Source organism: Caldalkalibacillus uzonensis (assembly GCF_030814135.1).
GTDB lineage: Bacteria > Bacillota > Bacilli > Caldalkalibacillales > Caldalkalibacillaceae > Caldalkalibacillus > Caldalkalibacillus uzonensis.
The window spans coordinates 47,089-71,381 of record NZ_JAUSUQ010000001.1 but is presented as its reverse complement, the minus strand read 5'-3'; the positions used below and the strand labels follow the sequence as shown (position 1 = coordinate 71,381).

Genomic DNA, 24,293 nt, shown 5'->3' with positions numbered 1-24,293 from the left:
CTTTAATTAGCCTTTATCCTCTTGGTTTAATTCTTGCAGCAATTTTTCAATGCGATTACCATATTCAATCGATTCGTCAAATTTAAAAACAAGTTCAGGCGTGTGACGTAAACGTACCCGCCGGCCAATTTCAGAGCGAATAAATCCCTTCGCTTTGGCCAGCGCTTCCAGAGTTTGTTCTTTCTGTTCTTCGTTGCCCAGCACAGTGAGATAAACTTCAGCCTGCTGCAAGTCTCCGCTCATTTCCACCCCTGTCACCGTGACAAAGCCGATGCGGGGATCTTTCAATTCCTGTTGAAATATTTGACTTAACTCTTTTTTAATGGCTTCACCGACACGCTGAACACGAACATCACGCATCACTGTTCACCTCTCATCGCTTACGCTTACCGCTCAATTTCTTCCATAACGTAGGCTTCAATGACATCGCCTTCTTTAATATCATTATAATTCTCAATGGTAATGCCGCATTCATAGCCCTGGGCTACTTCTCTCACATCATCTTTAAAGCGTTTCAGGGCATTGATTTTACCTTCGTGGATCACGACACCGTCACGAATGAGGCGCACCATGGAATCGCGTGTAATTTTGCCCTCTTTGACATAGGAACCGGCAATCGTTCCCACTTTGGAGACCTTGAAAATCTGTCTCACTTCCACCGTACCAATCACTTTTTCCTGGTACTCCGGATCCAGCATGCCTTTCATGGCATTTTCAATTTCTTCTGTGACATTGTAGATAATGCGATGCAGGCGTATATCCACTTTCTCCTCCTCAGCCAACTGTTTGGCTTGGGGCTGGGGACGCACGTTAAAGCCGATAACAATGGCATTGGATGCCGCCGCAAGGGTCACATCCGATTCGGTGATGGCACCCACAGCAGAGTGGATGATCTTGACCCGTACCCCTTCTACATCAATTTTTTCCAATGCTGCTTTAAGGGCTTCGACAGATCCCTGCACATCCGCTTTCAGGATGACATTGATCTCCTTGATGTCACCCTCTTGTATCTGCTGAAACAATTCGTCCAGATTAACCCGTGATGTAGCGGCCCTCTCTTCCTGCTTCTGTTTCTCTGCCCGTGCTTCACCGATCGCCCGCGCCTTTTTCTCATCTTCAAAGACTTTAAACTGATCCCCTGCCTGAGGCACATCTTGTAAGCCGGTGATCTCCACAGGAGTGGAAGGTCCGGCTTCTTTGATGCGGCGGCCTTTGTCATTGGTCATGGCCCGCACCCGTCCATAAGTGTTGCCCACCACGATCGGATCGCCCACACGCAAGGTGCCGTTCTGGACCAATACGGTTGCCACAGGGCCCTTCCCTCTATCCAATTCGGCTTCAATCACCGTGCCAGTTGCTAAGCGGTCCGGGTTTGCCTTCAATTCTTCCATTTCAGCCACGAGCAGGACCATTTCCATGAGTTCATCCAGGCCTTCTCCTTTTAAGGCAGAAATAGGAACAAAGATCGTATCACCGCCCCACTCTTCAGGCACAAGATTGAGCTCCATCAGTTCCTGCTTCACCTTCTCCGGATTGGCTTCCGGTTTATCCATTTTGTTGATGGCTACAATAATCGGCACTTTGGCAGCCTGAGCATGATTGATCGCTTCTCTTGTCTGGGGCATGACACCATCGTCCGCGGCAACAACGATAATGGCGATATCAGTCACCTGGGCCCCTCTGGCTCTCATCGTGGTGAACGCTTCGTGCCCCGGAGTATCCAGGAAGGTGATTTTCTTCTGCTCATAATCAATTTGATAGGCGCCAATATGCTGGGTAATGCCTCCTGCTTCCTGAGCGGTCACGTTGGTATGCCGGATCGTATCCAGCAGAGTAGTTTTACCGTGGTCAACGTGACCCATCACTGTGACAACAGGCGGCCTTTCCTTGAGCAGTGCCGGATCATCTTGTTCTTCGATCAGCTCAAATTGAGTCTCATCCACTTCCACTTTGTGCTCAACTTCAATGCCATACTCTTCTGCGATCAAGGTAATGGCGTCCATGTCCACTTCCTGATTGATAGTGGCCATGATGCCAAGCATCATCAGTTTTTTGATTACTTCAGAAGGTTCCTTTTTCAGGCTTTTGGCCAGTTCCCCAACGGTCATAGGGCCGGAGACAGTGATTTTTTCAACTGACTTTTCAGCTGCAACAAATTGCTCAGGCTTGTGGGTTTTGCCAGCCTGCTTGGACTTTTTCGACTTGTTGCCCTGCGGGTCATGGCGCTGTTCTTTGCGTTGATTTTTATCTTCACTGTGTTTAGGCAGTTTCTTTCTTTTCGGTTTTTCCTTTTTAGGTACGTTGTCCGCCTCATCACTTGCCGTCATCTCGGCACGGGATGGTACAACCTTTTCATGTGGTGTATCAGCCTGCCGCGGTTTCTTTTGTCCGTCCTTTTTACCCTGCCCTTTGGAGGGTCTGTGTTTTCTGTCATTCTCTTTTTTGGCGGGAGATGCTTTGGCTTTAGGTTCTGCTTTTTGTTTCAATCTTTCCATATAGGCTTCCACTTTGCTCACCATGTCCGGATCCATGACACTCATATGATTGCGTACATTAATATTAAGACGCTTCAGGATCTCTAATACTTCCTTACTGCTCATGTTTTGGTTTCTAGCATACTCGTACACTCTCAGTTTTTGTGTCATAACGTCACCCCCGAAATAAGTTATTATGCTGTACTGTAACGTCTAAGTCCATTAGCAAATCCCTGATCCGTTACGGCCACAAGCACCCGTTCATGTTTGCCAATAGCATGTCCCAACTGATATCTATCACCTACGATAAGATAAGGTATGTTATAAAAAGCAGCCTTATCTCGGATTTTCTTGTGCGTATTGTGGGAAGCATCAGTAGCCACAAGGACAAGACAAGCCAGTTGTCTCTGCATAGCTTTTAAAACTTGTTCTTCTCCCGAAACCACCTTTCCAGCTCGCATGGCCAAACCGAGTAACTGCCAGAATTTAGTGTTCATCTTGTTCGTTTCCCCATTTTTTCACTTCTTCTTCCAGCGTAGCATAGATGTCATCACTCACCTTGACCTTTAGAGACCGGTCCAAGGCCTTTTTCTTACGGGCGAGCTGGAAACAAGCAAGAGTGGCGCATATGTAGGCGCCCCGGCCTGAGGCTTTCCCAGTCGGATCAAGCTTCACTTCATGCTCCGGTGTACGCACTACCCGCAGCAACTCTCTTTTAGGAATCATTTCTTCACAAGCGACACATTTTCTCAAGGGAACTTTGCGACGCCGCATCTGTTACCCAACCCCCCCTGTCCAATCAGGATTGCTCTCTGTCATCGATAGTCTCAGTGGTTTCTTCCTCCAGCATATCTTCATGTGCCACCTGTTCATCCCTGTTTAACAATCCTTTTTCTTCAGCTTCAGACTCGCTTTTGATATCAATCTTCCAGTTGGTCAGTTTAGCAGCCAGACGGGCATTTTGCCCCCTTTTGCCAATGGCTAATGAGAGCTGATAGTCAGGCACAATCACCTGTGTCATTTTTTGGTCATCATACACATCGACACGGACCACTTTGGCCGGGCTTAAAGCATTGGCTACGTACACAACAGGATCATCGGACCACTGGACGATATCAATTTTTTCGCCGTTGAGTTCTTGCACAATGGTTTGCACCCGCGCTCCTTTGGGACCTACACAGGCTCCCACAGGGTCCACATCTTCGTTGTGGGAATAGACCGCAATCTTGGACCGGTCCCCTGCCTCCCTGGCCACGGACTTGATCTCTACCGTTCCGTCGTAAATTTCGGGAACTTCCAGTTCAAACAAGCGTTTAAGAAAACCAGGATGAGTACGGGAAAGAAGAATAAGCGGGCCCTTGGTCGTTTTCTCCACCTTGGTAATGTATGCCTTCACACGGTCACCGTGCGTAAATTGATCAGAGGGCATTTTCTCATGAATGGGCATCAACGCCTCGGCCCGGCCCAAGTCAATATAGATAAAACGTCCATCTTGACGCTGGACAATACCGGTCACAATGTCCTCTTCCCTGTCAATAAATTCGTTGTAAATGATGGATCGTTCCGCTTCCCGAATGCGTTGAGTCACCACTTGTTTAGCTGTCTGCGCCGCAATCCGCCCAAAATCGCGCGGGGTCACCTCTATTTCAACAATATCCCCCACTTCATAGGACGGATCCATGCCCCGGGCAGCCTCAAGGCTGATCTCCAGGCGAGGATCCCCTACTTCTTCCACTACTTCTTTACGGGCAAAAACACGGACGGTTCCCGTCTCCCGGTTAATATCTACTCGCACATTCTGGGCAGAGTTAAAATTTTTCTTGTAGCCGGAAATCAGGGCGGTTTCAATCGCTTCAATCAGAACATCTTTACTGATTCCTTTTTCTTTTTCAATGGCATCCAATGCCTCCATAAAGTCCGTGTTCATTCAGTTTCTCCTCCTTTCAGTCTAAAAGGCGACAGCTAAGCGCGCCTTGGCCACTTTAGCATAGGGAATGTCAACCGCTTTTGTGGTAAGCTTTACTTTTATTTCAATCGTCAGGGTCTCTCCATCAAACTGTGTCAGGCGTCCTTCAAATACTTTTTGACCTGCAACGGGCTCATAAGTGGTCACATAAACATGTTTGCCCACAGCCCGCTTAATGTCCTCTTCGTTTTTCAAAGGACGTTCCGCTCCCGGTGAGGACACTTCCAGAAAGTAGGCCTGTTTGATCGGATCCGCTTCGTCCAGTTTGGCCGACAAAGCCTCGCTGACGGTACTGCAATCCTCTATGTCCACACCACCGGGTTTGTCTATGTATACCCGCAAATACCAGTTACGCCCTTCTTTTTTAAACTCAATATCAACCAATTCCAATTCTTTTTCTTTTAAAATGGGCAAAACAAGCGTTTTGGTCAGTTCAACCACATTACTCAAACACAGAACCTCCTTTAGTTCACCTAAAACGAAAGAGTGGGACCGACCCACTCTTTGACATTTCGCCTATTCACAGTATTACCAGTACTAAGATAGCATAGTCGTGACAAAAAATCAATCCTTTTCTGGCCACCGCTAAAAACGAGAGACTTCTGGTCAGAACAGGGACAGTTGATTGGATTCAGGCAGCTCTTTCAGACAGCCATGTTGCTCCAAAAAATCAATGACGGTCTTGGACACTTTGCTGCGGCTTTGCAAATCTTCCTTGGACAGGAATTCCCCTTCATTGCGGGCCTTGACAATATTTATAGCAGCGTTGGTACCAATCCCAGGGATGGCATTAAACGGCGGGATCAGGCCATCGCCGTCGACGAGAAACTGGGTGGCATCAGAACGGTACAGATCCACATTTTTAAAGTGAAAACCGCGCTCCACCATTTCCAAACACATCTCCAACACGGTCAGCAAACTTTTTTCCTTGGGCTGGGCTTGGTTGCCCTTTTCCAGGATCTCTTCTATGCGCTGGCGGATGGCCTGGGATCCTTTCATGGCCAGCTGCACATCAAAGTCATCTGCCCGGACCGTGAAATACGACGCGTAAAAGTGAATGGGATAATGCACCTTAAAGTAAGCAATGCGGACCGCCATCAGCACATAGGCCACCGCATGCGCCTTAGGGAACATGTACTTAATTTGCTGGCAGGACCAAATATACCAGTCCGGCACACCGTGCTCTTTCATGTAGTTAATGTCATCTTCTTCAAGCCCTTTCCCCTTGCGCACCCGCTCCATGATTTTAAAGGCGCGGGACGGTTCCAAGCCTTTGTGGATCAAGTAGACCATGATGTCGTCACGGGTGGAAATCACTTCTGACAATACGGCTTTCCCCTCGCGGATCAATTCCTGGGCGTTGTTGAGCCAGACGTCCGTGCCGTGTGACAGTCCTGAAATGCGCACCAGCTCAGCAAAGGTGGTCGGGCGGGTATCCTCCAGCATTTGGCGTACAAAGCGGGTGCCAAATTCGGGGATGCCCAGTGTGCCCGTTGTGGACATGATCTGTTCTTCGGTCACTCCCAGTGGCTCCGTGCTGCTGAAGATTTTCATGGTTTCCGGATCATCAATGGGAATCTCCTTGGGATTGATGCCTGTTAAATCCTGCAGCATGCGGATCACAGTCGGATCATCGTGTCCCAGTATATCCAGCTTGAGCAGGTTATCGTGAATGGAATGGAAGTCAAAATGGGTCGTGCGCCATTCCGAGCTGCTATCGTCAGCCGGATACTGAATCGGAGTAAAGTCATAAATTTCTTTATCGGCTGGCACAACGATGATCCCGCCAGGATGCTGCCCCGTGGTACGCTTCACGCCCGTGCAGCCCTTGGCCAAGCGGTTGATTTCGGCCTGGCGGAATGTTTTGCCTTCTAGCTCCTCATATTTTTTTACAAAACCGTAAGCTGTTTTATCCGCCACCGTACCGATCGTCCCCGCCCGGTACACCTTGTCCACCCCGAACAGCTCTTGCGTATACTTGTGGGCAACGGGCTGATACTCACCGGAAAAGTTGAGGTCGATATCCGGCACTTTATCTCCCTTGAAGCCCAAAAAGGTTTCAAAGGGAATGTCGTGACCGTCTTTGATCAGCTTATGGCCACATTCAGGACAATCTTTGGCCGGCAAGTCAAAACCTGAGCCCACTGAGCCGTCATCAAAGAACTGGGAATAGTGGCAGCTGGGACACACATAATGGGGTGGCAGCGGATTGACTTCCGTAATCTCCAGCATGGTAGCTACAAAAGAGGAGCCCACTGACCCCCGGGATCCAACCAGATAACCGTCCTGCAGGGATTTATGCACCAGCTTTTGGGAGATTAAATAGATAACAGAGAATCCGTTGCTGATAATGCTGTTCAGCTCTTTCTCCAACCGTTTTTCCACAATCTCTGGCAGCGGATCTCCGTAAATCTCTCTGGCACGGTTATAACACATACGGCGAATATCTTCGTCAGCCCCCTCAATGTGCGGGGTATACAGATCGGGCGGCACCGGCATAATCTCGTCGATTTGTTCCGCAATCTGCTGCGGCTGTTTGACCACGACTTCCTCCGCTTTCTCGCTTCCCAAGAATTGAAACTCCTTCAGCATCTCATCGGTTGTGCGGAAGTAAACGAGGGGCAGGCGATTGGGATTAAGCGGTGTGGCTCCCCCTAGCGTGGTGACTAAAATTTTACGGTAAATGGCATCTTCCGGATGGAGATAATGCACGTTGCCGGTGGCCACCACCGGTTTGCCCAGTTTGTCCCCCAGCTTAACGATGTTGGCTAAGATGGTTTGGATATGGGCCCTGTCCTTGACCAATTCTTTTTCTATCAAATGTTCATAGTTGGAGACAGGCTGAATCTCAAAGTAATCGTAAAATTTGGCGGTCTCCTCCACCTCTTCCGGTGACTTCTGCATCATACCCTCAAAGATTTCACCCTGGTCACAAGCAGAGCCTACCATCAGCCCCTCCCGGTATTGCTCAATCAGGCTGCGCGGGATGCGAGGGGTGCGGTGAAAGTATTTCACATGAGCGAAAGAAATCAATTTGTATAAATTTTTCAGCCCTTGCTGTGTCTTAGCCAATAGCGTGCAATGGAAGGGACGCTGGCGGATGACATCCCCGCTCCCTTTATATTCATTCAATTGATCTAGCTGAGTAATCTCTTTTTCCTGGCAATCGCCGATCATTTTCCACAGCAAATAGCCTGTGGCTTCCGCATCGTATACCGCCCGGTGATGGTTGACCAGTTCAATGTTAAACAGTTTACACAACGTATTAAGGCGGTGATTTTTGAGATCGGGATAGAGGAAGCGGGCCAGTTCCAGGGTGTCCAGTACAGGGTTGTTCAAATCCATGCCCAGCTGTTTATAGCCCACATGCAAAAAGCCCATATCAAAGCTGGCATTGTGGGCCACCAGGATGCTGTCGCCCACAAAATCGTAAAAGCGGCGCAGAACATCATCAATTTCCGGGGCATCCTGCAACATGTCATCGGTAATCCCGGTCAGTTTTACAATTTGCTCAGTCAATGGTTCATGGGGATTGGCTAACTCTGAAAACTTGCCGATGACTTCTCCACCCCTGATTTTGACGGCGGCCAGCTCAATGATTTTGTTGTACACGGCGGACAAACCAGTTGTCTCCACATCAAAGACAACATAGGTTTCATCTTTTAAGGTGCGGGGCTGTGGATTGTAAACAATAGGCACCCCGTCATCTACGACGTAGGCTTCCACCCCATAAATGATTTTCACTCCGTGCTTTTTACCTGCCGCATATGCTTCCGGGAAAGCCTGGGCCACGCCATGGTCAGTAACCGCAATGGCGCTATGTCCCCATTCTGCTGCTTGCTGAACATAGTTGGAAATGGACGTGACGCCGTCCATGGCTGACATGTTGGTATGTAAATGGAGTTCCACCCGCTTCTCAGGCTGGGTATCTTCCCGCCCTTTTTTTTCAATCTTGTTAATATCAGTGGCCATCAGTACCAGTTCCCGTTGGAAGGTATCCAGTTGGACACTGCCCCGCACTTTGACCCACATGCCTTTCTTGACAGCCTGAAAAGCTTCAATATCCTCTTTGCCCTTGGAAAACACCTTCACTGTAATAGAATCGGTGTAATCGGTCATGTCCATGCTTAAGAGGGTCCGGCCGCTCTTCAACTCCCTCAAATCAATATCAAACACATACCCCTGCACAACCACGTTTCGTTCTTCTTCCTGGATCGCTTTAATAGAGACAGGATCTTCTTTAATCGCATAGCCAATTATCGCTGTGGAAAGAGAAGGCTTCAATTTGGCTTTAGCCTGGGTTGCCTCTTTCTCTTGCCCCGCTTCCTGCATAGCTTTTTTAGCCCGAGCCCGGTCCTCTTTCTCCCGCTCCTCCATAAACTGCTGATAAGCTTCTTCCGCCTCTATCAGCACATAATCTGTCTTTGGATTAAAATCCATAAACTGCTGATAAAATTGTTTAAGCAATGGTTCCACTTTTTTCTGGTATAACGCCTTCTCCACTTCATTAAACACGGAGAAGCGCACAGTATGTTCCTCCCACCGGGGAGGGAAAGACTCCAGCCGTTTAAACACACCATTTAAGCGTTGGCGGTGTTCCTGTAAAAATGCTGGCCAATAATCAGTAAAGAGTGAACCTTGATCAACAGGTGTAGTATACCGCAGGCGAAAATGAATATCAGCCAAATGGGCAAAAGAGTCCCGCAGGCGTTCTGAGAAGAGTTGGTAGACAGCGGGCGGAAAAGGCTTTTCCATCATAAAATGGAAAAGCCAGCGTTTCTCCTGTTCAAACAGTTGTAATTTGTCTATATAAGCCTCTTTAAAATAGGTGTCTTGAATTTCTTGGGGAATCCCTAGTTGTTCCAAGAGGACCAACAGTCTCTCCCGCTTCGTTTCCAGGGCGGTTGTCATGGATTGATGTTCCCCCTCTCCCTGTTCCATCAATCACTAAACAGTTAAAATAGCCTCTGATTGCTATACGCTTAAATCTGTTTTCTCAGCATGGCCAAGGTTAAGCCTGCTCCAGTAAGGAAGGAATCTGCTCAATCAGCTGCTCTGCTTTCAGCTCCTGTGTTTCCCCATTCTTGCGCAACTTGCTTTCAACAATCCCTTCCCCTGCTTTTTTACCAACCGTTATTCTGAGCGGTATGCCAATCAGATCCGCATCCTTAAACTTGACGCCGGCCCGCTCCTGGCGGTCGTCATACAGGACCTCATACCCCGCCTCCCTAAGCTGGGTATAAAGTTGTTCAGCTAACTCCCGTTGAGCATCATCTTTCATGTTAACAGCAATGAGATGAATATCAAATGGTGCCAGTGCTCTGGGCCAGATAATGCCATGTTCATCATGATGCTGCTCAATCACCGCCGCCAGCGTGCGGGTCACACCGATGCCGTAGCAGCCCATAATCATCGGCTGTTCCTTGCCGTTTTCGTCCAGAAAGGTAGCACCCATGGCTTCACTATACTTAGTACCCAATTTAAACACATGGCCCACCTCAATCCCCTTGGCAAAGTGAATGGTGCCTGCGCAGCGAGGACAGGCATCTCCCTCACTGATCTGCCTTAAGTCTGCGTAGCATTCAACACTAAAATCTCGATCCACACTGACATGCACAACATGCTTGTCCTTTTCGTTGGCACCAGCTAGCGCATCGGTCATGCCTTTGATACTGTAATCAGCGATTACTTTACAGCCATCCAAACCGACAGGACCGATAAAGCCCGGCTCAGATCCCAGTTCCGTACGAATCCGTTCTTCATCCAAGAGCTCCACTACATCTGCGTCAAGCAGATTTTTCACTTTCACCTCGTTGAGTTCGAAATCACCCCGGACAAGGGCCACCACCACTTGTCCATCCACAGCCAAAGCAACCGCTTTGATAATCTGGCTAGGCGACACATTGAGCATCGCCGCCAGCTGTTCAATCGTTTTGGCTTGAGGCGTGTCCACTTTTTCCATAGGCAAGCCGCTGCCCTGAACTTGCTCATACTCCTGCTGGTTCACTTCCGCTTTCTCAATGTTGGCGGCATAATTGCACGTATCACAATAGGCAATGGTATCTTCACCAATGTCAGACAAAACCATAAATTCGTGGGTGCCCGTCCCCCCAATGGCACCGGCGTCCGCTTCGACAGCTCTGAAGTTAAGCTGGCAGCGGGAAAAGATAGCCTGGTAAGCGTCATACATTTTACGATAGCTTTCATCCAAACCTTCACGGGAGGTGTCAAATGAATAGGCATCTTTCATTATAAATTCTCTAGCCCTCAGTACCCCAAAGCGGGGACGCCGTTCATCACGATACTTGGTCTGGATTTGATAGACAGTCATAGGCAGCCGTTTGTAAGATTTCACCTCATCCCTGAGCAGCCCCGTGACCACCTCTTCATGGGTGGGACCTAGAGCAAACTGTCGTTCATGACGGTCAGATAAGCGCATGAGCTCCGGTCCGTAGACATCCCATCTTCCCGTTTCCTGCCAAATTTCAGCCGGATGCAGGGCAGGCATCAACAGCTCTTGTGCTCCCGCTTTATTCATCTCCTCACGGATAATATCTTGGATTTTTTTTAACACACGCTGGGCCAAAGGCAGGTAGGTGTACAGGCCGGAAGCCAGCTGACGAATCAGACCGGCTCTGAGCATCAGTTGATGACTGGCCACTTCCGCATCAGCAGGGACATCTCTCAAGGTCGGAACAAGATAATGTTGCTGTCTCATTTCTCCATCACCCTTCTCCAATCTTTAACAACGTGCTTTAACAAAGCGGCTAGTTGAAGAATACTCGTTGAATATCGTTCCAGGTTACGACCAGGATCAATAACATTAAGAGGGCAAAACCAATAAAATGGGCCAATCCTTCTTTTTGGGGGTCAATAGGCCGTCCCCGGACCGCCTCAATACCCAGAAAGAGCAACCGCCCTCCATCCAAGGCCGGGATGGGAAGTAAGTTAAGAATGGCCAGATTGACACTTAAGGCGGCCGTCCAGCGCAGGAGCACAGGCAGCCCCGCTTGGGCAGCCTGCCCTGTGAAATCGAAGATGCCAACCGGTCCGGCCAAGGCGTCAATGCCCAGTGCACCAGTAATCAACATGCCGATGCTTTTGAAGATAAGTGTGGACATCTCAATCATGAGATTAAATCCATGGACAAAGGCGCCCACAAACGATTGTTCAAAATGCTGATAAACGCCAATAAACCCGAACTGCTGTCCTGGTTGCATATCAAGTTCCCGTACCGCAGGAGTGATAGCCAGCTCAAACTCCTCGTTATTTCGTTCGATAAGAAAGGTCAGCTCTTGTCCGGGATTTAACATAATGGTTTGTTCCAGTTCACTCCAATTATCCATAACCTTTTGATTAATCGCCAGAATACGATCTCCGGCCTCTAGACCTGCTTCTTCTGCCACAGACCCCGGCATGACATCACCAACGATAGGCTCATCACTGGGAACTCCGAAGCTTAAGGCCAATCCGGTGAACAAAACGAAGGCCAAGATGAAGTTAGCTAACGGACCGGCCAAAATGGCGGCTGCCCGCTGGCCCAATGTTTTACTGCCAAATTGGCGGTCATAAGGGGCAATCAACACTTCCTGGCTGTCATAGACCAACAGGGCCTCCCGGTCAACCTCATACCGGACCAGTTCTTCTGCAGCATTGTAACCTTCAATGTATAGATCATGCTCCAGGTCAATGCGTTGAACGTTTAAGGGCTCAGCATGGGCAGGCCTGGTCTTTCGGTTTAAAATTATTTTAGAAACCTTACCTTGTCCGTTAAAAACTAAGCCTACATCGTGACCCGTTTTAATTTGAACCATTTCCGGGTCCTCCCCAGCCATCCGCACATACCCTCCAAGGGGGAGCAAACGTATGGTATATAAGGTTTCACCCTTACGGAAAGAAAACAGCTTAGGGCCGAAGCCAATGGCAAATTCCCGGCACAAAATGCCGGCCCTTTTGGCCATGATCAAATGCCCCAGTTCATGGACAAAGATGATCACACCAATGACCAAAATAATGCTACTCACCGTTTGCATATCAGCACCTTCTTTCTATCGATTTTGCCCTTTCTCTTGCCCATCGGTCAACTTCTTCTATCTCTTCCAATGTGGGGTTGGCAATCGGTTCATGCTGGTTCATTGTTTCCTCAATCACTTTTTCAATGTCCAGGAAGCTGATTTCCGAACGTAAAAACTGTGTCACGGCAATCTCGTTGGCCGCATTTAAGACGGTCGGCATGGTACCTCCTGTTTTCCCTGCTTCAAAAGCCAGCCTTAGACAGGGATAACGGTTGAAGTCGGCCTCTCTGAAATGCAAACAGCCAACCTGAGCCAAATCTAGCCGCGGTGTAAAGAACGGATAACGTTCCGGATAAGTTAAGGCATACTGAATGGGCACTCGCATATCAGGGGTTCCCAGCTGGGCCATCACCGCACTGTCTTGAAAAACCACCATGGAATGGATAATGCTTTCATCATGTAAGAGAACCTCAATGTTGTCATAGGGCATGGAAAACAGCCAGTGAGCTTCAATCACTTCCAGCCCTTTATTCATCATGGTGGCTGAATCAATGGTTACCTTCGGTCCCATAGACCAGTTGGGATGCTTGAGCGCATCTTCAAGGCTTACATTTACAAGCTCTTCTCTACTTTTATGTCTGAAACTGCCCCCTGATGCCGTTAAAATGATTTTTTCCACTTGACTCTTGTTTTCACCTTGTAAACATTGGAAAATGGCTGAATGCTCGCTGTCAACAGGCAAGATGCTGACTTGGTGTTTAGCTGCCAGTTCCATCACAATCTGGCCTGCCGTCACTAAAGTCTCCTTATTGGCTAAAGCAATCTGTTTCCCTTGCTCAATCGCCGCCAAGGTGGGTTTTAGTCCAATACTGCCCACAACGGCTGTCACCAGCGTATGTACATCTTCATGAGTGGCGACTTCGATCAATCCTTCCAGTCCATACACCACTTTAGTATGGGCTGGGATATGTATTTTGACCCTTTCGGCCAGCTCCTTTGTACTTACTGAGACAAGCGCTGGCTGAAACTTGTTGGCCTGTTCAATAATTAAGTCTGCGTTTGTACCGGCTGCCATGGCCACCAGTCTAAACGAACCGGGATGGGAAGCAATCACTTCTAATGTTTGTCTGCCAATAGAACCTGTTGAACCCAAAACTGCAATATTTTTCATTGTTCTAACCCCTGTTTCTATCTTTTCATTTTCAAACTATATCAATCATTTTGCCTAATGACAACGGTCTTTGCAACATATCGTCCCTAAAGGAGATAGAGCAGGACAAAAACAAAAATTAAGCTGTCGAAACGATCCAAAACACCGCCATGGCCCGGAAGAAGCATTCCTGAATCCTTCACGCCGTAATAGCGCTTTAATGCTGATTCCACCAGATCCCCTATCTGACAAGCAATGGACACGAACAGTACCAAACTGAGCATTTTCCCGTAGTTGGCAAAATGACCGGTCAAAAGCTGGAAAAGGAGAGCAACAGCCACTGCAACCCCAATCCCCCCTAGAGCGCCTTCAATGGTTTTGTTGGGACTGATACTGGGCCACAGCTTATGCTTGCCCAAAGACCGTCCAATAAAATAGGCACCGCTGTCGGTTGACCAGATCACAGCCAGAATAAAAAAAATAAAAGTGAGTCCTTCCGCTTCCCGGGCATAGATAAATTGGGCTAAACCAATGCCAACATAAAAAACGGCAAGCAAAAAAGGACCAAGGTGTTCAATAGTGACCTGATTTTTGGTCATAACTGTCATGACCAAGAACAGGATCAGAAACAGGACAAACAGTGCTTCCAGGGAGATCATCAAAAAGGACGGAACCGGGATGACATTGGCACGATGCAGGAAGGACAACAAGAGAGCCAGCAGAAAGGCCAGACCCAAGAGAGAGGGAGCGGAATAGACAGGAATACGGGCCATGTGGATCATCTCACGATAAGCCAGCACAGCCAAGACAGAAATGAGCAGGGCAAACCACAAGCCTCCCAAGATAAGAACAACGATAAACAGAGAACCACCAATTGCTGCTGTAATGATGCGCTGCTTCAACACACACCCTCCTCACGTTTGTCATCTTGAGTCTCGGCCTCTGTTGTTAAACAGAGCCGTAACGTCGAGCCCGCTGTTGAAACTCACTAATTGCTTCTTCAAAGTGCTTCTTGGTAAAATCAGGCCAATACACATCGGTGAACCATAGTTCGGTATAAGCCAGCTGCCAAAGCATAAAATTGCTTAAGCGAATCTCTTTGGTACGGATCAACAGATCAGGATCGGGTAATCCTCCCGTCTGCAGAGACTGGCTGACAAGCTGCTCGTTAATATCGTCGATGCTCAGTTCATGACGCTCAACTTTGGCGGCCAGCATTTTGACCATTTGGACAATCTCAGAACGGCTGCCATAGTTTAAGGCAAAATTAAGGATTAGTCCCGTATTGTGGCGTGTTTTATGTACGGCCTCTTTGACAGCCTCAAGGGTATGGGGTGGCAAACCTTCTTCCGAACCCAGCAAGCGGACCTGCACATTGCGCTGATTTAATTCGTCCAATTCGGTTGCCAGATACTCCTGCGGCAGCTTCATCAAGTAATCCACTTCTTCCCTTGGCCGCTTCCAGTTCTCTGTGGAAAAAGCATAAAGGGTTAATATTTTAACACCGATTTCATCAGCCGCTTTAGTAATTTCTTTCACGACTTTCATGCCGGCCCGGTGCCCGGCTACCCGCGGCAAGCCGCGCTGATTGGCCCAGCGGCCGTTGCCGTCCATAATAATGGCCACATGTTGAGGGATATTGGCTTGATCTATTCGTTGACTTCCTTTTGTCTCTCTAAGTCGGTTGGTAATCTTGTGTAACATGATAATTCCTCCAAGCATTGATGAACAAAATCACCCTCTTAAGTTGAGGGTGATTTCAAGTCACCTTCCGCGTTACACTTCCATAATTTCTTTTTCTTTCTTGGCAACAATTTGATCCACCTGGGCGATATGTTCATCGGTTGTCTTTTGGATGGTTTCCTGATGACGACGGGCTTCATCCTCAGAGATGTCTCCGCCTTTTTCAATCTTCTTGATGGACTCGTTGGCATCCCGGCGAACGTTACGAATAGCCACTTTAGCCTCTTCACCGTACTTTTTAACCATTTTAACCAATTCCTGACGTCTTTCTTCCGTTAGAGCTGGGATGGCAATGCGGATAATATTTCCATCATTGTTAGGTGTCAGACCCAATTCAGATTTTAAAATCGCTTTTTCAATGGCATCCAGTACGCTCTTGTCCCAAGGCTGAATGGTTAGTAAACGGGGCTCAGGCGCACTGATATTAGCCAGCTGATTAACTGGTGTTGGGGTGCCATAATAATCAACGTAAACTTTGTCAAGCAAGGCAGGAGTAGCACGGCCTGCACGCAAACTGGCCAGCTCCGATTTTAACTGGTTGACTGCTTTTCCCATTCTCTGTCGTGCATTTTGAATCACATCATTAACCATCAGGAATTCCCCCTTACAATTGTCCCTATTTCTTCACCGCAGACAGCTCGTTTAATATTTCCTTCTTCAGCAATAGAAAAGACGATCAGCGGAATGTTGTTGTCCATACACAAGGATGAAGCTGTAGAGTCCATCACACCCAGCCCCTCTTTCAGTACGTCGAGAAACGAAAGATTATCATACTTTTTCGCCGTCGGATCAACACTTGGGTCGGCAGAGTAAACGCCGTCCACTTTGTTTTTTGCCATCAGGATCACTTCAGCTTCAATTTCTGCTGCTCTCAACGCTGCGGTGGTATCTGTGGAAAAGTATGGATTGCCGGTTCCAGCGGCAAAAATGACCACGCGTTTTTTCTCCAAATGGCGAATGGCACGGCGGCGTATGTATGGCTCGGCAACCTGGCGCATCTCAATGGAGGTTTGGACCCGGGTCTGCACACCTTCTGCTTCAAGGGCATCTTGTAAGGCCAATGAATTCATTACGGTGGCCAGCATACCCATGTAGTCTGCAGTAGCCCGGTCCATACCTTGGGCACTACCTGCCATACCTCTCCAAATGTTACCACCACCTACAACAACAGCCAATTCAACACCAAGTTGAGTCACTTCTTTGAGTTGTTTGGCAATCGACTGAATCACCGATGGGTCAATTCCAAATCCTTGCTCCCCTGCCAGGGCTTCTCCACTTAACTTGAGGACGACCCGTTTATACTTCGGCTGCATAAGGGTTCCTCCATTCTGATATTCTACGCAACTGTCTTGATTCCTGCTTCATTTTTTCCTCAAAAATAGGGAACACAACGTGTTCCCTATATGATTGACTGGCCAGGCATATTGCGATTATTTTTTGACCTGAGACATCACTTCTTCAGCGAAGTTCTCTTCTTTTTTCTCGATTCCTTCGCCAAGCTGGTAGCGATAGAATTGTTTAATGGTGACGTCCTGTCCTTCTTTTTGCAACAGTTTGCCAATGGAGAGATCAGGATCTTTAACAAATTCTTGTTCTAAGAGACATACTTCTTTATAAAATTTACCAAGCCGGCCTTCTACCATTTTTTCTACAATATGTTCAGGTTTCCCTTCATTAAGGGCTTGTTGTTTAAGGATCTCTCTTTCCTGATTAACCACATCTTCAGGCACATCATCTCTGGAGATAAAACGTGGGTTCAAGGCAGCAATATGCATGGCTACATCTTTAGCCAGGTTCTCATTGGTGGTGTTTTGGAGAACGGTTAACACACTGATGCTGCCACCCATATGAATGTAGGCACCAAATGCATCTTTATCGGTTTTTTCAACCACTTCGAAACGTCGCAGCTTCATATTTTCACCGATTTTGGAAATTAAAGCATGCAAGCGCTCCTGAAGTGTTTCTTCTCGACCTTCCAGTTTTTGGGACAACGCTTCCTGTACACTGCTCGGGCGATGTTTGATGAGATGTTTGCTAACCTCAGAGATAAAGCTTTGGAATTCAGCATTTTTGGCCACGAAGTCGGTTTCACAGTTCACTTCCAACAACACGGCCACGTTACCTTCCACCTCAACAGAGGTTAAGCCTTCAGCAGCAACACGGTCCGCTTTTTTGGCTGCCTTGGCCAGTCCTTTTTCGCGAAGGTACTCGATCGCTTTCTCCATATCTCCGTTTGTTTCCGTCAGTGCCTTTTTACAATCCATCATGCCAGCACCGGTTTTTTCACGCAATTCTTTTACCATGCTTGCTGTTACAGACACAGCAGTCATCCTCCTTTAAGTCCGTTATCAATCCGTTAGTGGGTTTAGCTATATTTTTAGCATATGTATTTTCTATAATTAAAGTTTTTCCAAGCTTACTGTTTGTAAACCTTTAAAAAAAGGGGGCTAAGGGTATTCCCTCAGGCCACCCTTTTAAGTTTTTAAACAGGCAAGCTAAATTCCTGCTTAGGATACACTGGTTTGCTCCCCTTGATTACCTTCTAAAACGGCATCGGCCATTTTGGAAGCCAAGAGTTTAACGGCACGGATGGCATCATCATTGCCGGGAATCACGTAGTCAACCTCATCGGGGTCACAGTTGGTATCAACGATAGCCACAATAGGAATGCCCAGTTTACGCGCTTCGGCAATGGCGATCCGTTCTTTGCGGGGATCAACGACGAAAAGAGCATCCGGAAGCTCTTTCATGTCTTTAATTCCGCCTAAGAATTTTTCCAAGCGTTCTTTCTCCTTGCGCAGCAAAATAACTTCCTTTTTAGGCAGTACATCGAACGTACCGTCCGTTTCCATTTGTTCCAGTTCATGCAAGCGCTCAATACGCTTGCGAATGGTTTGGAAGTTGGTTAATGTTCCACCCAGCCAGCGCGTATTGATATAGAACATGTTGCAGCGCTCAGCTTCCTCTTTGATTGACTCTTGCGCTTGCTTTTTGGTGCCGACAAACAAAATCTTTCCGCCGTTTGCGGCCAGATCACGCACAAAGTTATAAGCTTCCTCAACCTTCTTCACCGTTTTTTGCAGGTCAATAATGTAAATGCCGTTACGTTCAGTAAAGATGTAACGGGCCATTTTGGGGTTCCAGCGGCGGGTCTGATGTCCGAAATGAACCCCGGCTTCCAATAGTTGTTTCATTGAAATGACTGCCATGTAAACATATCCTCCTTTGGGTTTTTTCCTCCGACAGCCGCTTTTTTAGATGAAACCTGCCTGATGGCAAGCACCCTCACCTAAATTGGCTGTCGTGTGTGATCCACACCAACAGATAATATATCACACTCAGTACAAATTAGCAATGCTTTTCAAAAAGACGGACCAACAGCTGGGCCTCTCCTATGCCGATGTTCAGCTGCCTGGCGATTTGTTCCGGAGTATAGCCCTGTTGATGCAAATGAATGGCCCGGTCAAACACTTTTTCCCCATATGTATCCGGCTGGGGAGGATCAGCCGCTTCACGGGATGATGCCTGATTTAACTGGTTTACTTTAATCTCCCACTCTGTCTCCAGGTCCTTTAAATGAGCCAGCATGTTTTGATAATAGGCTTCATTCTCCTGTTCAATTTGCTTAACAAAGGCGTCCAACTGCTCAGTGAGCGCTTGAGGGTCATAGGTTGGCTGACTTCTGTCAGCAGAGGAAGACCGCTGGTATAAAACAATAAGAGCAAAGAGGGTGATCAGATGCAGAAGAAAGCTAAGGACAAGCCATACAGTCACTCGACCATCCCACCTTATTAAAGTAAAGTGTTTTCTTCAGATTGGCTCAATCTAACGTCATGGATTGCAAATCAGTTCTTGTTCCTTGCTCAGGGCAGCTTTTAGGCGCAATAAAGCTTTGGAGTGGAGCTGGGATATACGGGAGGTAGATAGATTAAGCAACTGCGCAATTTCTGTTAAAGTCAGTTCTTCAAAATAGGCCAGGGAAACAACCCATTTCTCCTTCTCAGGCAATCGGTCAATAGCATGAGCCAGGGTTTCTTTCTTCCATTGTTCATCCACGTACTGCTCTGGATTGTCAGCCTGGCTGTTTTCCAAAACCGTGGACCTGACCATCTGCTGGGTCTCCTCATCATAAACCACCTCGTCAATAGAAAGCATAGCCGATAACGAAACATCAGCCAGCGTCTGTCTCAGCTCATGAACACTAATGCCCAGATACTGACTCACTTCTTGATCAGTGACCGATCGTTGTTTTTCCTGTTCCAATTGAAGATAGGCCTCTTCGATCTTGCGGGCTTTTTCCCTGACAGAGCGGGGCAGAATATCGGACCTGCGTAATTCGTCAATGATAGCCCCTTTTACTCTTAACCTGGCATACGTCTCAAACTGCAAACCTCTTTCCGGTTCAAACTTATCGAATGCGTCAAGCAAGCCGTCCAGGCCCCAACTTTTCAATTCATCTTTAGTGATACTATCAGGCAGTGTCAGCGATATGCGGCCCACCACATAATCAACGACCGACATATATTTTAACACCAGACATTGTCCTGCTTCAGGGTCTCGCCCGTCTTTCCATTTCCTCCAATTTTCCCAATCTTGTTTGGTCCACTTTTTTGTGCTCAATGGGCTCACCCCCTACCTTTTCACTTACAGCTCTTTGATACCCCGGTTTGCTGTACGTATATAAAGTACACCGTTCAACGTATCCAGCTCGATGGTACGTCCGAAATTTCCGCCGGTATCTTCAGCCACAACAGGGATGTTGAAGCGTTCAAGCTGACATTTGCACGCCTCCACATTACGCTCACCGATACGCATCACCTGGCTTGATGATTGAAACTTAAACATCTGTGCACCGCCTGCCAGTTTGGCTTGAAATTGACTTCTGTTGGCACCACAAGCTATCATTTTTTCTATTAAAGCAGGAATGGCCGTATCTGCATATTTAGCCTGATTTGTATCTCCCCTGGAAAACTCCTGGCTGGGCAGCATCACATGGGCCAATCCTGCTATTTTCCTGGAAGGATCGTAGATCACAACCCCTACACATGAGCCAAGACCGGTTGTTCTGATTTTGTCCGGTGCACAAGCGACATTAAGGTCAGCCATTCCGACGTTAATCACCTTTGTCATGTTCAGTTACTCCTAATGCTTGAAATAATATTGAAAAAGAATCAGGGTCAGGCAAAAGGAAGAAATGTCCTTCTATTGGTCTCTCCTGACCGGGTCGGTCGTAAAAGCATGTATCAATCACCAATGCATGATCTCCCACTTTCCCAACTTCAAGCAATCCGTAACTTAAAATGGCAGCCGCCATATCGATGGCTACTTCGGGGACCGAAGGCTGGATGTTAAGACCGGTTAAGTCAGCCAAAGCTGATAGGTAGGAACCGCTTAAAATATTGCCTACTTCCTGCACGGCAGATAAATGAAGTTCATTACACGAGTCAGCCTCCTCTTGGTTAAGTAGGGAGTGGATCAGCCTTTTTGCACCGTCTTGCTGGAGGATAAAAAACATATATCCTGTCACATCACCTTGAATGGTAAGTAAAGTGGTGACAACAACCTGCTCCGCTCCACCCAACCGTTCAGAAATCTCATTAAAGGAAACTAAACGAGCGTCAGGCACCTTCATTTCAACCGGTTTTTGTAACAATGATGATAACGAGGTAGCAGCATGTCCAGCCCCAATGTTGCCAATTTCTTTTAATATGTCCATGTGCATCTTGCTGAATTGCTTCCAGTTATTCATGATGTCGCCTCAATCGTTTTAGTTGGTTGAAATTCATCTCTGGCTAAGACACAATCAAGATTAAGCAAAATCAACAACCTGTTTTCCAGCTGGACCACGCCTCGCAAATAATCGGCCACCTCGCCCCCCACAACCTCCGGGGGAGGTTCAATATGATCAGCGGGCAGGTCAATTACATCATTGGCTGCGTCAACAATCAGGCCCACTTCCATTTCATCAACCACAACAATAATAATACGAGTGTTGTTGGTATACTCTATTTCTTCCATGTTAAACCGGCGTCGTAAATCAATAATAGGCGTGACCACTCCCCTCAGATTGATAACCCCTTTCACAAACGGAGGCGTGCGCGGCACCCGGGTAATCGGCTGCATGCGCTCAATTGAACGAACCTGAGCCACATCAATGGCGTACTCTTCGTTAGCTAAGCGGAAAACAATGAGCTTATTTTCCCCACTGATATCATAGTTGTCCACCATGTCTAACCCTCCCTGCTTTACTTAATCAGTGCATTGCAGTCAATAATCAAAGCCACTTGTCCATCCCCCAAAATGGTCGCTCCCGATATGGCGAATACCTGATTAAGATATTGACCTAATGTTTTCAGAACCACTTCTTGCTGACCAATCAATGAGTCAACAATCAAACCAGCCATTTTTTCGCCTTTTTTGACAATCACAATGGAAAGGATGCCATCCTCCTCCACTTCACCGGGAACTTCAAATACATCTTGCAATGAAACAAGGGGGACCACTTTGCCTCTAAAATCGATCACCCTTTGTCCTTGGACGGAACGAATATCTTCCTGTTTCACGGCAGCAACTTCAATAATCGATGTCAGTGGGATGGCATAGGTCTCATCCATTACTTTGACAAGTAAGGCGGAAATAATTGACAAAGTTAAAGGCAGTTGGACCGTGAAGGTGGTGCCAGCTCCAGGCTGTGACAGGACGGACACATTGCCGCCTAACGATTCAATTTTGTTTTTCACCACATCCAGCCCGACTCCCCTGCCGGATATGTCTGACACTTTTTCGGCCGTACTGAAACCTGAGGCAAACAATAACTGGTAAACATCCTGATCGCTTAACTCTTCACTCCGTTCCCGGGAAATGACTCCCCGTTCAATGGCCTTTTTTAACACTTTGCTGCGGTCAATACCCCTGCCGTCATCCCTGACCTCGATAAAGACGTGATTGCCGCTGTGATAAGCCTTTAATTCCAGCCGTCCCTGTTCCGGCTTGCCTAGGCGTTTTCGTTCCTCCGTTGTCTCCAGTCCATGATCAATGGCATTGCGCAGCAAATGCACAAGAGGATCACCAATTTCGTCAATCACCGTGCGGTCCAGTTCGGTTTCTGTACCGCTCATGGCCAGTTCAACCTCTTTGCCTAATTCCCGTGACAAACTGCGGACCATTTTGGGAAAACGGTTAAACACCTGTTCTATAGGGACCATGCGCATATTCAAAATAAGATCTTGCAAGTCGCTGCTCATACGGCTCATATGTTCCACCGTTTCGATTAACTCTTGATGCTGAAGTTCTTTTGAGATCTTCTCCAGACGCCCCCGGTCAATGACCAGCTCACTGAATAAATTCATCAAAGCATCCAGACGGTCGATATTAACCCGGATTGTTTTATTCAATGTCCGTTGTGATCCGTTTCTATGCGGCGATGTTTCCGGTTGCCCAGACTTCAATTGCTCACTGTCAGCACTTGGAGCGCTGGCAGCTGCTGTTTCTAAGGCTCCTTCCGCTATCTCCTGAGACTGATGGTACTTCAACTCCTCTGTTTTTACCGGCTGAACATGCACCTGTTCAATCTCTGAAACTTTATGAATAAGCTGTTGAACATAATCTGTGTCTTGTTTCGTAACATAGATCAGTTCAAAAGCAGATTCAAAGGCCTCCTCTTCTATATCTTGAACAGGGGGAAGGGTCTGGATGATTTCCCCTTCACTCTCCAAAAGCTGGAAAACCATATAAGCCCGGGCCGCTTTTAATAAACAGCCTTTATCAAGAGTGACTTGGATGTGATAGATGTTAAACCCTGTTTCCTCAGATTGAGTTAAAACCGTCAGGGCAAATTGGTCAACCGCTTGCAAAATAGCCCTGGGCACGCTGCTTGAGCGGTCCTGTGTCTGCTCTTCTCCGCTGGATGATGCCCCCTTAGAACCGTCTCCCTGAATCCCGTTTAAGGCCTGTATCACCTGTCCAACATCAACTTGTGCATTTTCCTCGTTGATCAGAGCATCAATCATTTTTTCCAGCGCATCCACACTGAAAAACAACGTATCCATCATGGGTGTGCTAACGGTTAATTTTCTGTTACGCACTTGATCCAGCACATTCTCCAAGTGATGGGTGAGCTCAGCCACTTCTTCAAAACCCATTGTGGCTGCCATGCCTTTTAAAGTGTGAGCAGAGCGAAAGATCTCCTGAACCAGTTCAAGGTTGGCCGGCTCCTTTTCGAGCAACAGCAAATTTCCATTGATTGACTGTAAATGTTGAGTAGCCTCATCTATAAAGGCATCCATGTATTGATTCATATCCATCGTTAAGCTCCCCCCAGTTCTTTTATCGCCTGTTCAATCGCCCCCGGCATGCCTTCGAGCGGTACCACCTTGTCAACCAGACCGGCTTCGATCGCCGTTTTTGGCATGCCGTATACAATACAGCTGGACTCATCTTCGGCTAACGAGTAAATGTGTTTTTGCTCCTTGAGCCATTTTAATCCTTCTGTTCCGTCCTTACCCATGCCAGTCATGATCACAGTGATTACACTATAACCTACGGCCTGAACAGCTGACTCGAACAACACATCCACGGCTGGACGATGTCCTTTACGAGGTGCTTTCTTGGTCAAGTACACCACAGGAGTACCTGCTTCCATCCTGATCTCCAAGTGGTAATCGCCTGGTGCAACATACGCATGAGCTCCCTTAATGGGATCACCATGCTTAGCTTCCTTCACTGAATATGACGACAGTTCATTGAGCCGCTTAGCCAGCGAATATGTAAAATTAGGAGGCATATGCTGAACAACAAGCAAAGCGGTATCCTTTCGTGCAGTTAAGTGTGAAAATAAATATTGCAGTGCTTTTGGCCCACCGGTGGACACACCTATTAGCACTAAAAATTTAAGTTGTCTTTGTTGACTGTACAGCGTAATGTGTACTCCCTCCTCATACAACCAG

Annotated in this window: 23 protein-coding genes; all 23 read right to left on the bottom strand. The window is 47.5% G+C overall.

What is annotated here, in order from left to right; translation table 11 throughout:
* Positions 1-6 precede the first annotated feature (6 nt).
* Positions 7-360: a 30S ribosome-binding factor RbfA gene (rbfA, locus tag J2S00_RS00375; RefSeq protein WP_307334274.1), complete on the bottom strand. Its 354-nt coding sequence runs from the start codon at positions 358-360 to the stop codon at positions 7-9.
* Positions 361-386: 26 nt separating this feature from the next.
* Positions 387-2,645 (bottom strand): translation initiation factor IF-2, encoded by a 2,259-nt coding sequence (infB, locus tag J2S00_RS00370; protein ID WP_307334272.1) that lies wholly within the window; start codon positions 2,643-2,645, stop codon positions 387-389.
* A gap of 23 nt (positions 2,646-2,668) precedes the next feature.
* Positions 2,669-2,971, bottom strand: a complete 303-nt coding sequence (locus J2S00_RS00365) for a YlxQ family RNA-binding protein (protein ID WP_307334270.1) — start codon at positions 2,969-2,971, stop codon at positions 2,669-2,671.
* Positions 2,961-3,248, bottom strand: a complete 288-nt coding sequence (gene rnpM, locus J2S00_RS00360) for an RNase P modulator RnpM (RefSeq protein WP_307334268.1) — start codon at positions 3,246-3,248, stop codon at positions 2,961-2,963. Before rnpM ends, J2S00_RS00365 begins: the two co-directional genes overlap by 11 nt.
* A 25-nt stretch (positions 3,249-3,273) precedes the next feature.
* Positions 3,274-4,401 carry a transcription termination factor NusA gene (gene nusA, locus J2S00_RS00355; RefSeq protein WP_307334266.1) on the bottom strand — a complete coding sequence of 376 codons (1,128 nt, stop codon included), beginning with the start codon at positions 4,399-4,401 and terminating at the stop codon, positions 3,274-3,276.
* A 21-nt stretch (positions 4,402-4,422) separates the two neighbouring features.
* The gene (gene rimP, locus J2S00_RS00350) at positions 4,423-4,890 is read right to left on the bottom strand and encodes a ribosome maturation factor RimP (protein ID WP_307334264.1); all 468 of its coding nucleotides are present in this window, start codon (positions 4,888-4,890) and stop codon (positions 4,423-4,425) included.
* A gap of 156 nt (positions 4,891-5,046) precedes the next feature.
* The gene (locus J2S00_RS00345; protein ID WP_307334262.1) at positions 5,047-9,351 is read right to left on the bottom strand and encodes a PolC-type DNA polymerase III; all 4,305 of its coding nucleotides are present in this window, start codon (positions 9,349-9,351) and stop codon (positions 5,047-5,049) included.
* A 100-nt stretch (positions 9,352-9,451) separates the two neighbouring features.
* Entirely contained in the window at positions 9,452-11,158 is a 1,707-nt protein-coding gene (locus J2S00_RS00340; RefSeq protein WP_307334259.1) for a proline--tRNA ligase, read from the bottom strand.
* Positions 11,159-11,207: 49 nt separating this feature from the next.
* A complete protein-coding gene (gene rseP / locus J2S00_RS00335) occupies positions 11,208-12,473 on the bottom strand; it encodes an RIP metalloprotease RseP (protein WP_307334257.1) in 1,266 nt (421 codons plus the stop codon).
* A gap of 1 nt (position 12,474) precedes the next feature.
* Positions 12,475-13,626, bottom strand: a complete 1,152-nt coding sequence (locus tag J2S00_RS00330; protein WP_307334254.1) for a 1-deoxy-D-xylulose-5-phosphate reductoisomerase — start codon at positions 13,624-13,626, stop codon at positions 12,475-12,477.
* An 86-nt stretch (positions 13,627-13,712) separates the two neighbouring features.
* On the bottom strand, positions 13,713-14,507 hold the full coding sequence (locus tag J2S00_RS00325; protein ID WP_307334251.1) for a phosphatidate cytidylyltransferase: 795 nt from the start codon (positions 14,505-14,507) through the stop codon (positions 13,713-13,715).
* Between the two features lie 46 nt (positions 14,508-14,553).
* Positions 14,554-15,309 (bottom strand): undecaprenyl pyrophosphate synthase, encoded by a 756-nt coding sequence (gene uppS, locus J2S00_RS00320; protein ID WP_307334248.1) that lies wholly within the window; start codon positions 15,307-15,309, stop codon positions 14,554-14,556.
* Positions 15,310-15,381: 72 nt separating this feature from the next.
* Positions 15,382-15,939 (bottom strand): ribosome recycling factor, encoded by a 558-nt coding sequence (gene frr / locus J2S00_RS00315; protein WP_307334246.1) that lies wholly within the window; start codon positions 15,937-15,939, stop codon positions 15,382-15,384.
* A complete protein-coding gene (gene pyrH / locus J2S00_RS00310; protein WP_307334243.1) occupies positions 15,939-16,661 on the bottom strand; it encodes a UMP kinase in 723 nt (240 codons plus the stop codon). Before pyrH ends, frr begins: the two co-directional genes overlap by 1 nt.
* Before the next feature lie 117 nt (positions 16,662-16,778).
* The gene (gene tsf / locus J2S00_RS00305; RefSeq protein ID WP_307334240.1) at positions 16,779-17,669 is read right to left on the bottom strand and encodes a translation elongation factor Ts; all 891 of its coding nucleotides are present in this window, start codon (positions 17,667-17,669) and stop codon (positions 16,779-16,781) included.
* A 186-nt stretch (positions 17,670-17,855) separates the two neighbouring features.
* Entirely contained in the window at positions 17,856-18,557 is a 702-nt protein-coding gene (gene rpsB, locus J2S00_RS00300) for a 30S ribosomal protein S2 (protein ID WP_307334237.1), read from the bottom strand.
* Between the two features lie 139 nt (positions 18,558-18,696).
* Positions 18,697-19,122, bottom strand: a complete 426-nt coding sequence (locus J2S00_RS00295) for a DUF6115 domain-containing protein (RefSeq protein WP_307334234.1) — start codon at positions 19,120-19,122, stop codon at positions 18,697-18,699.
* Positions 19,123-19,179: 57 nt separating this feature from the next.
* On the bottom strand, positions 19,180-19,977 hold the full coding sequence (locus J2S00_RS00290) for a FliA/WhiG family RNA polymerase sigma factor (protein ID WP_370875802.1): 798 nt from the start codon (positions 19,975-19,977) through the stop codon (positions 19,180-19,182).
* Between the two features lie 15 nt (positions 19,978-19,992).
* Positions 19,993-20,478 carry a chemotaxis protein CheD gene (locus J2S00_RS00285; protein WP_307334229.1) on the bottom strand — a complete coding sequence of 162 codons (486 nt, stop codon included), beginning with the start codon at positions 20,476-20,478 and terminating at the stop codon, positions 19,993-19,995.
* Complete coding sequence (locus J2S00_RS00280) at positions 20,462-21,097, bottom strand: chemotaxis protein CheC (protein WP_307334227.1); 636 nt, start codon at positions 21,095-21,097, stop codon at positions 20,462-20,464. Before J2S00_RS00280 ends, J2S00_RS00285 begins: the two co-directional genes overlap by 17 nt.
* Positions 21,094-21,576, bottom strand: coding sequence for a chemotaxis protein CheW (locus J2S00_RS00275; RefSeq protein ID WP_307334222.1), 483 nt, complete (start codon positions 21,574-21,576; stop codon positions 21,094-21,096). The genes J2S00_RS00280 and J2S00_RS00275 overlap by 4 nt, the downstream gene beginning before the upstream one ends.
* Before the next feature lie 17 nt (positions 21,577-21,593).
* A complete protein-coding gene (locus J2S00_RS00270; RefSeq protein ID WP_307334220.1) occupies positions 21,594-23,651 on the bottom strand; it encodes a chemotaxis protein CheA in 2,058 nt (685 codons plus the stop codon).
* Positions 23,652-23,653: 2 nt separating this feature from the next.
* On the bottom strand, positions 23,654-24,289 hold the full coding sequence (locus J2S00_RS00265; RefSeq protein WP_307334218.1) for a CheB methylesterase domain-containing protein: 636 nt from the start codon (positions 24,287-24,289) through the stop codon (positions 23,654-23,656).
* Positions 24,290-24,293: the final 4 nt, after the last annotated feature.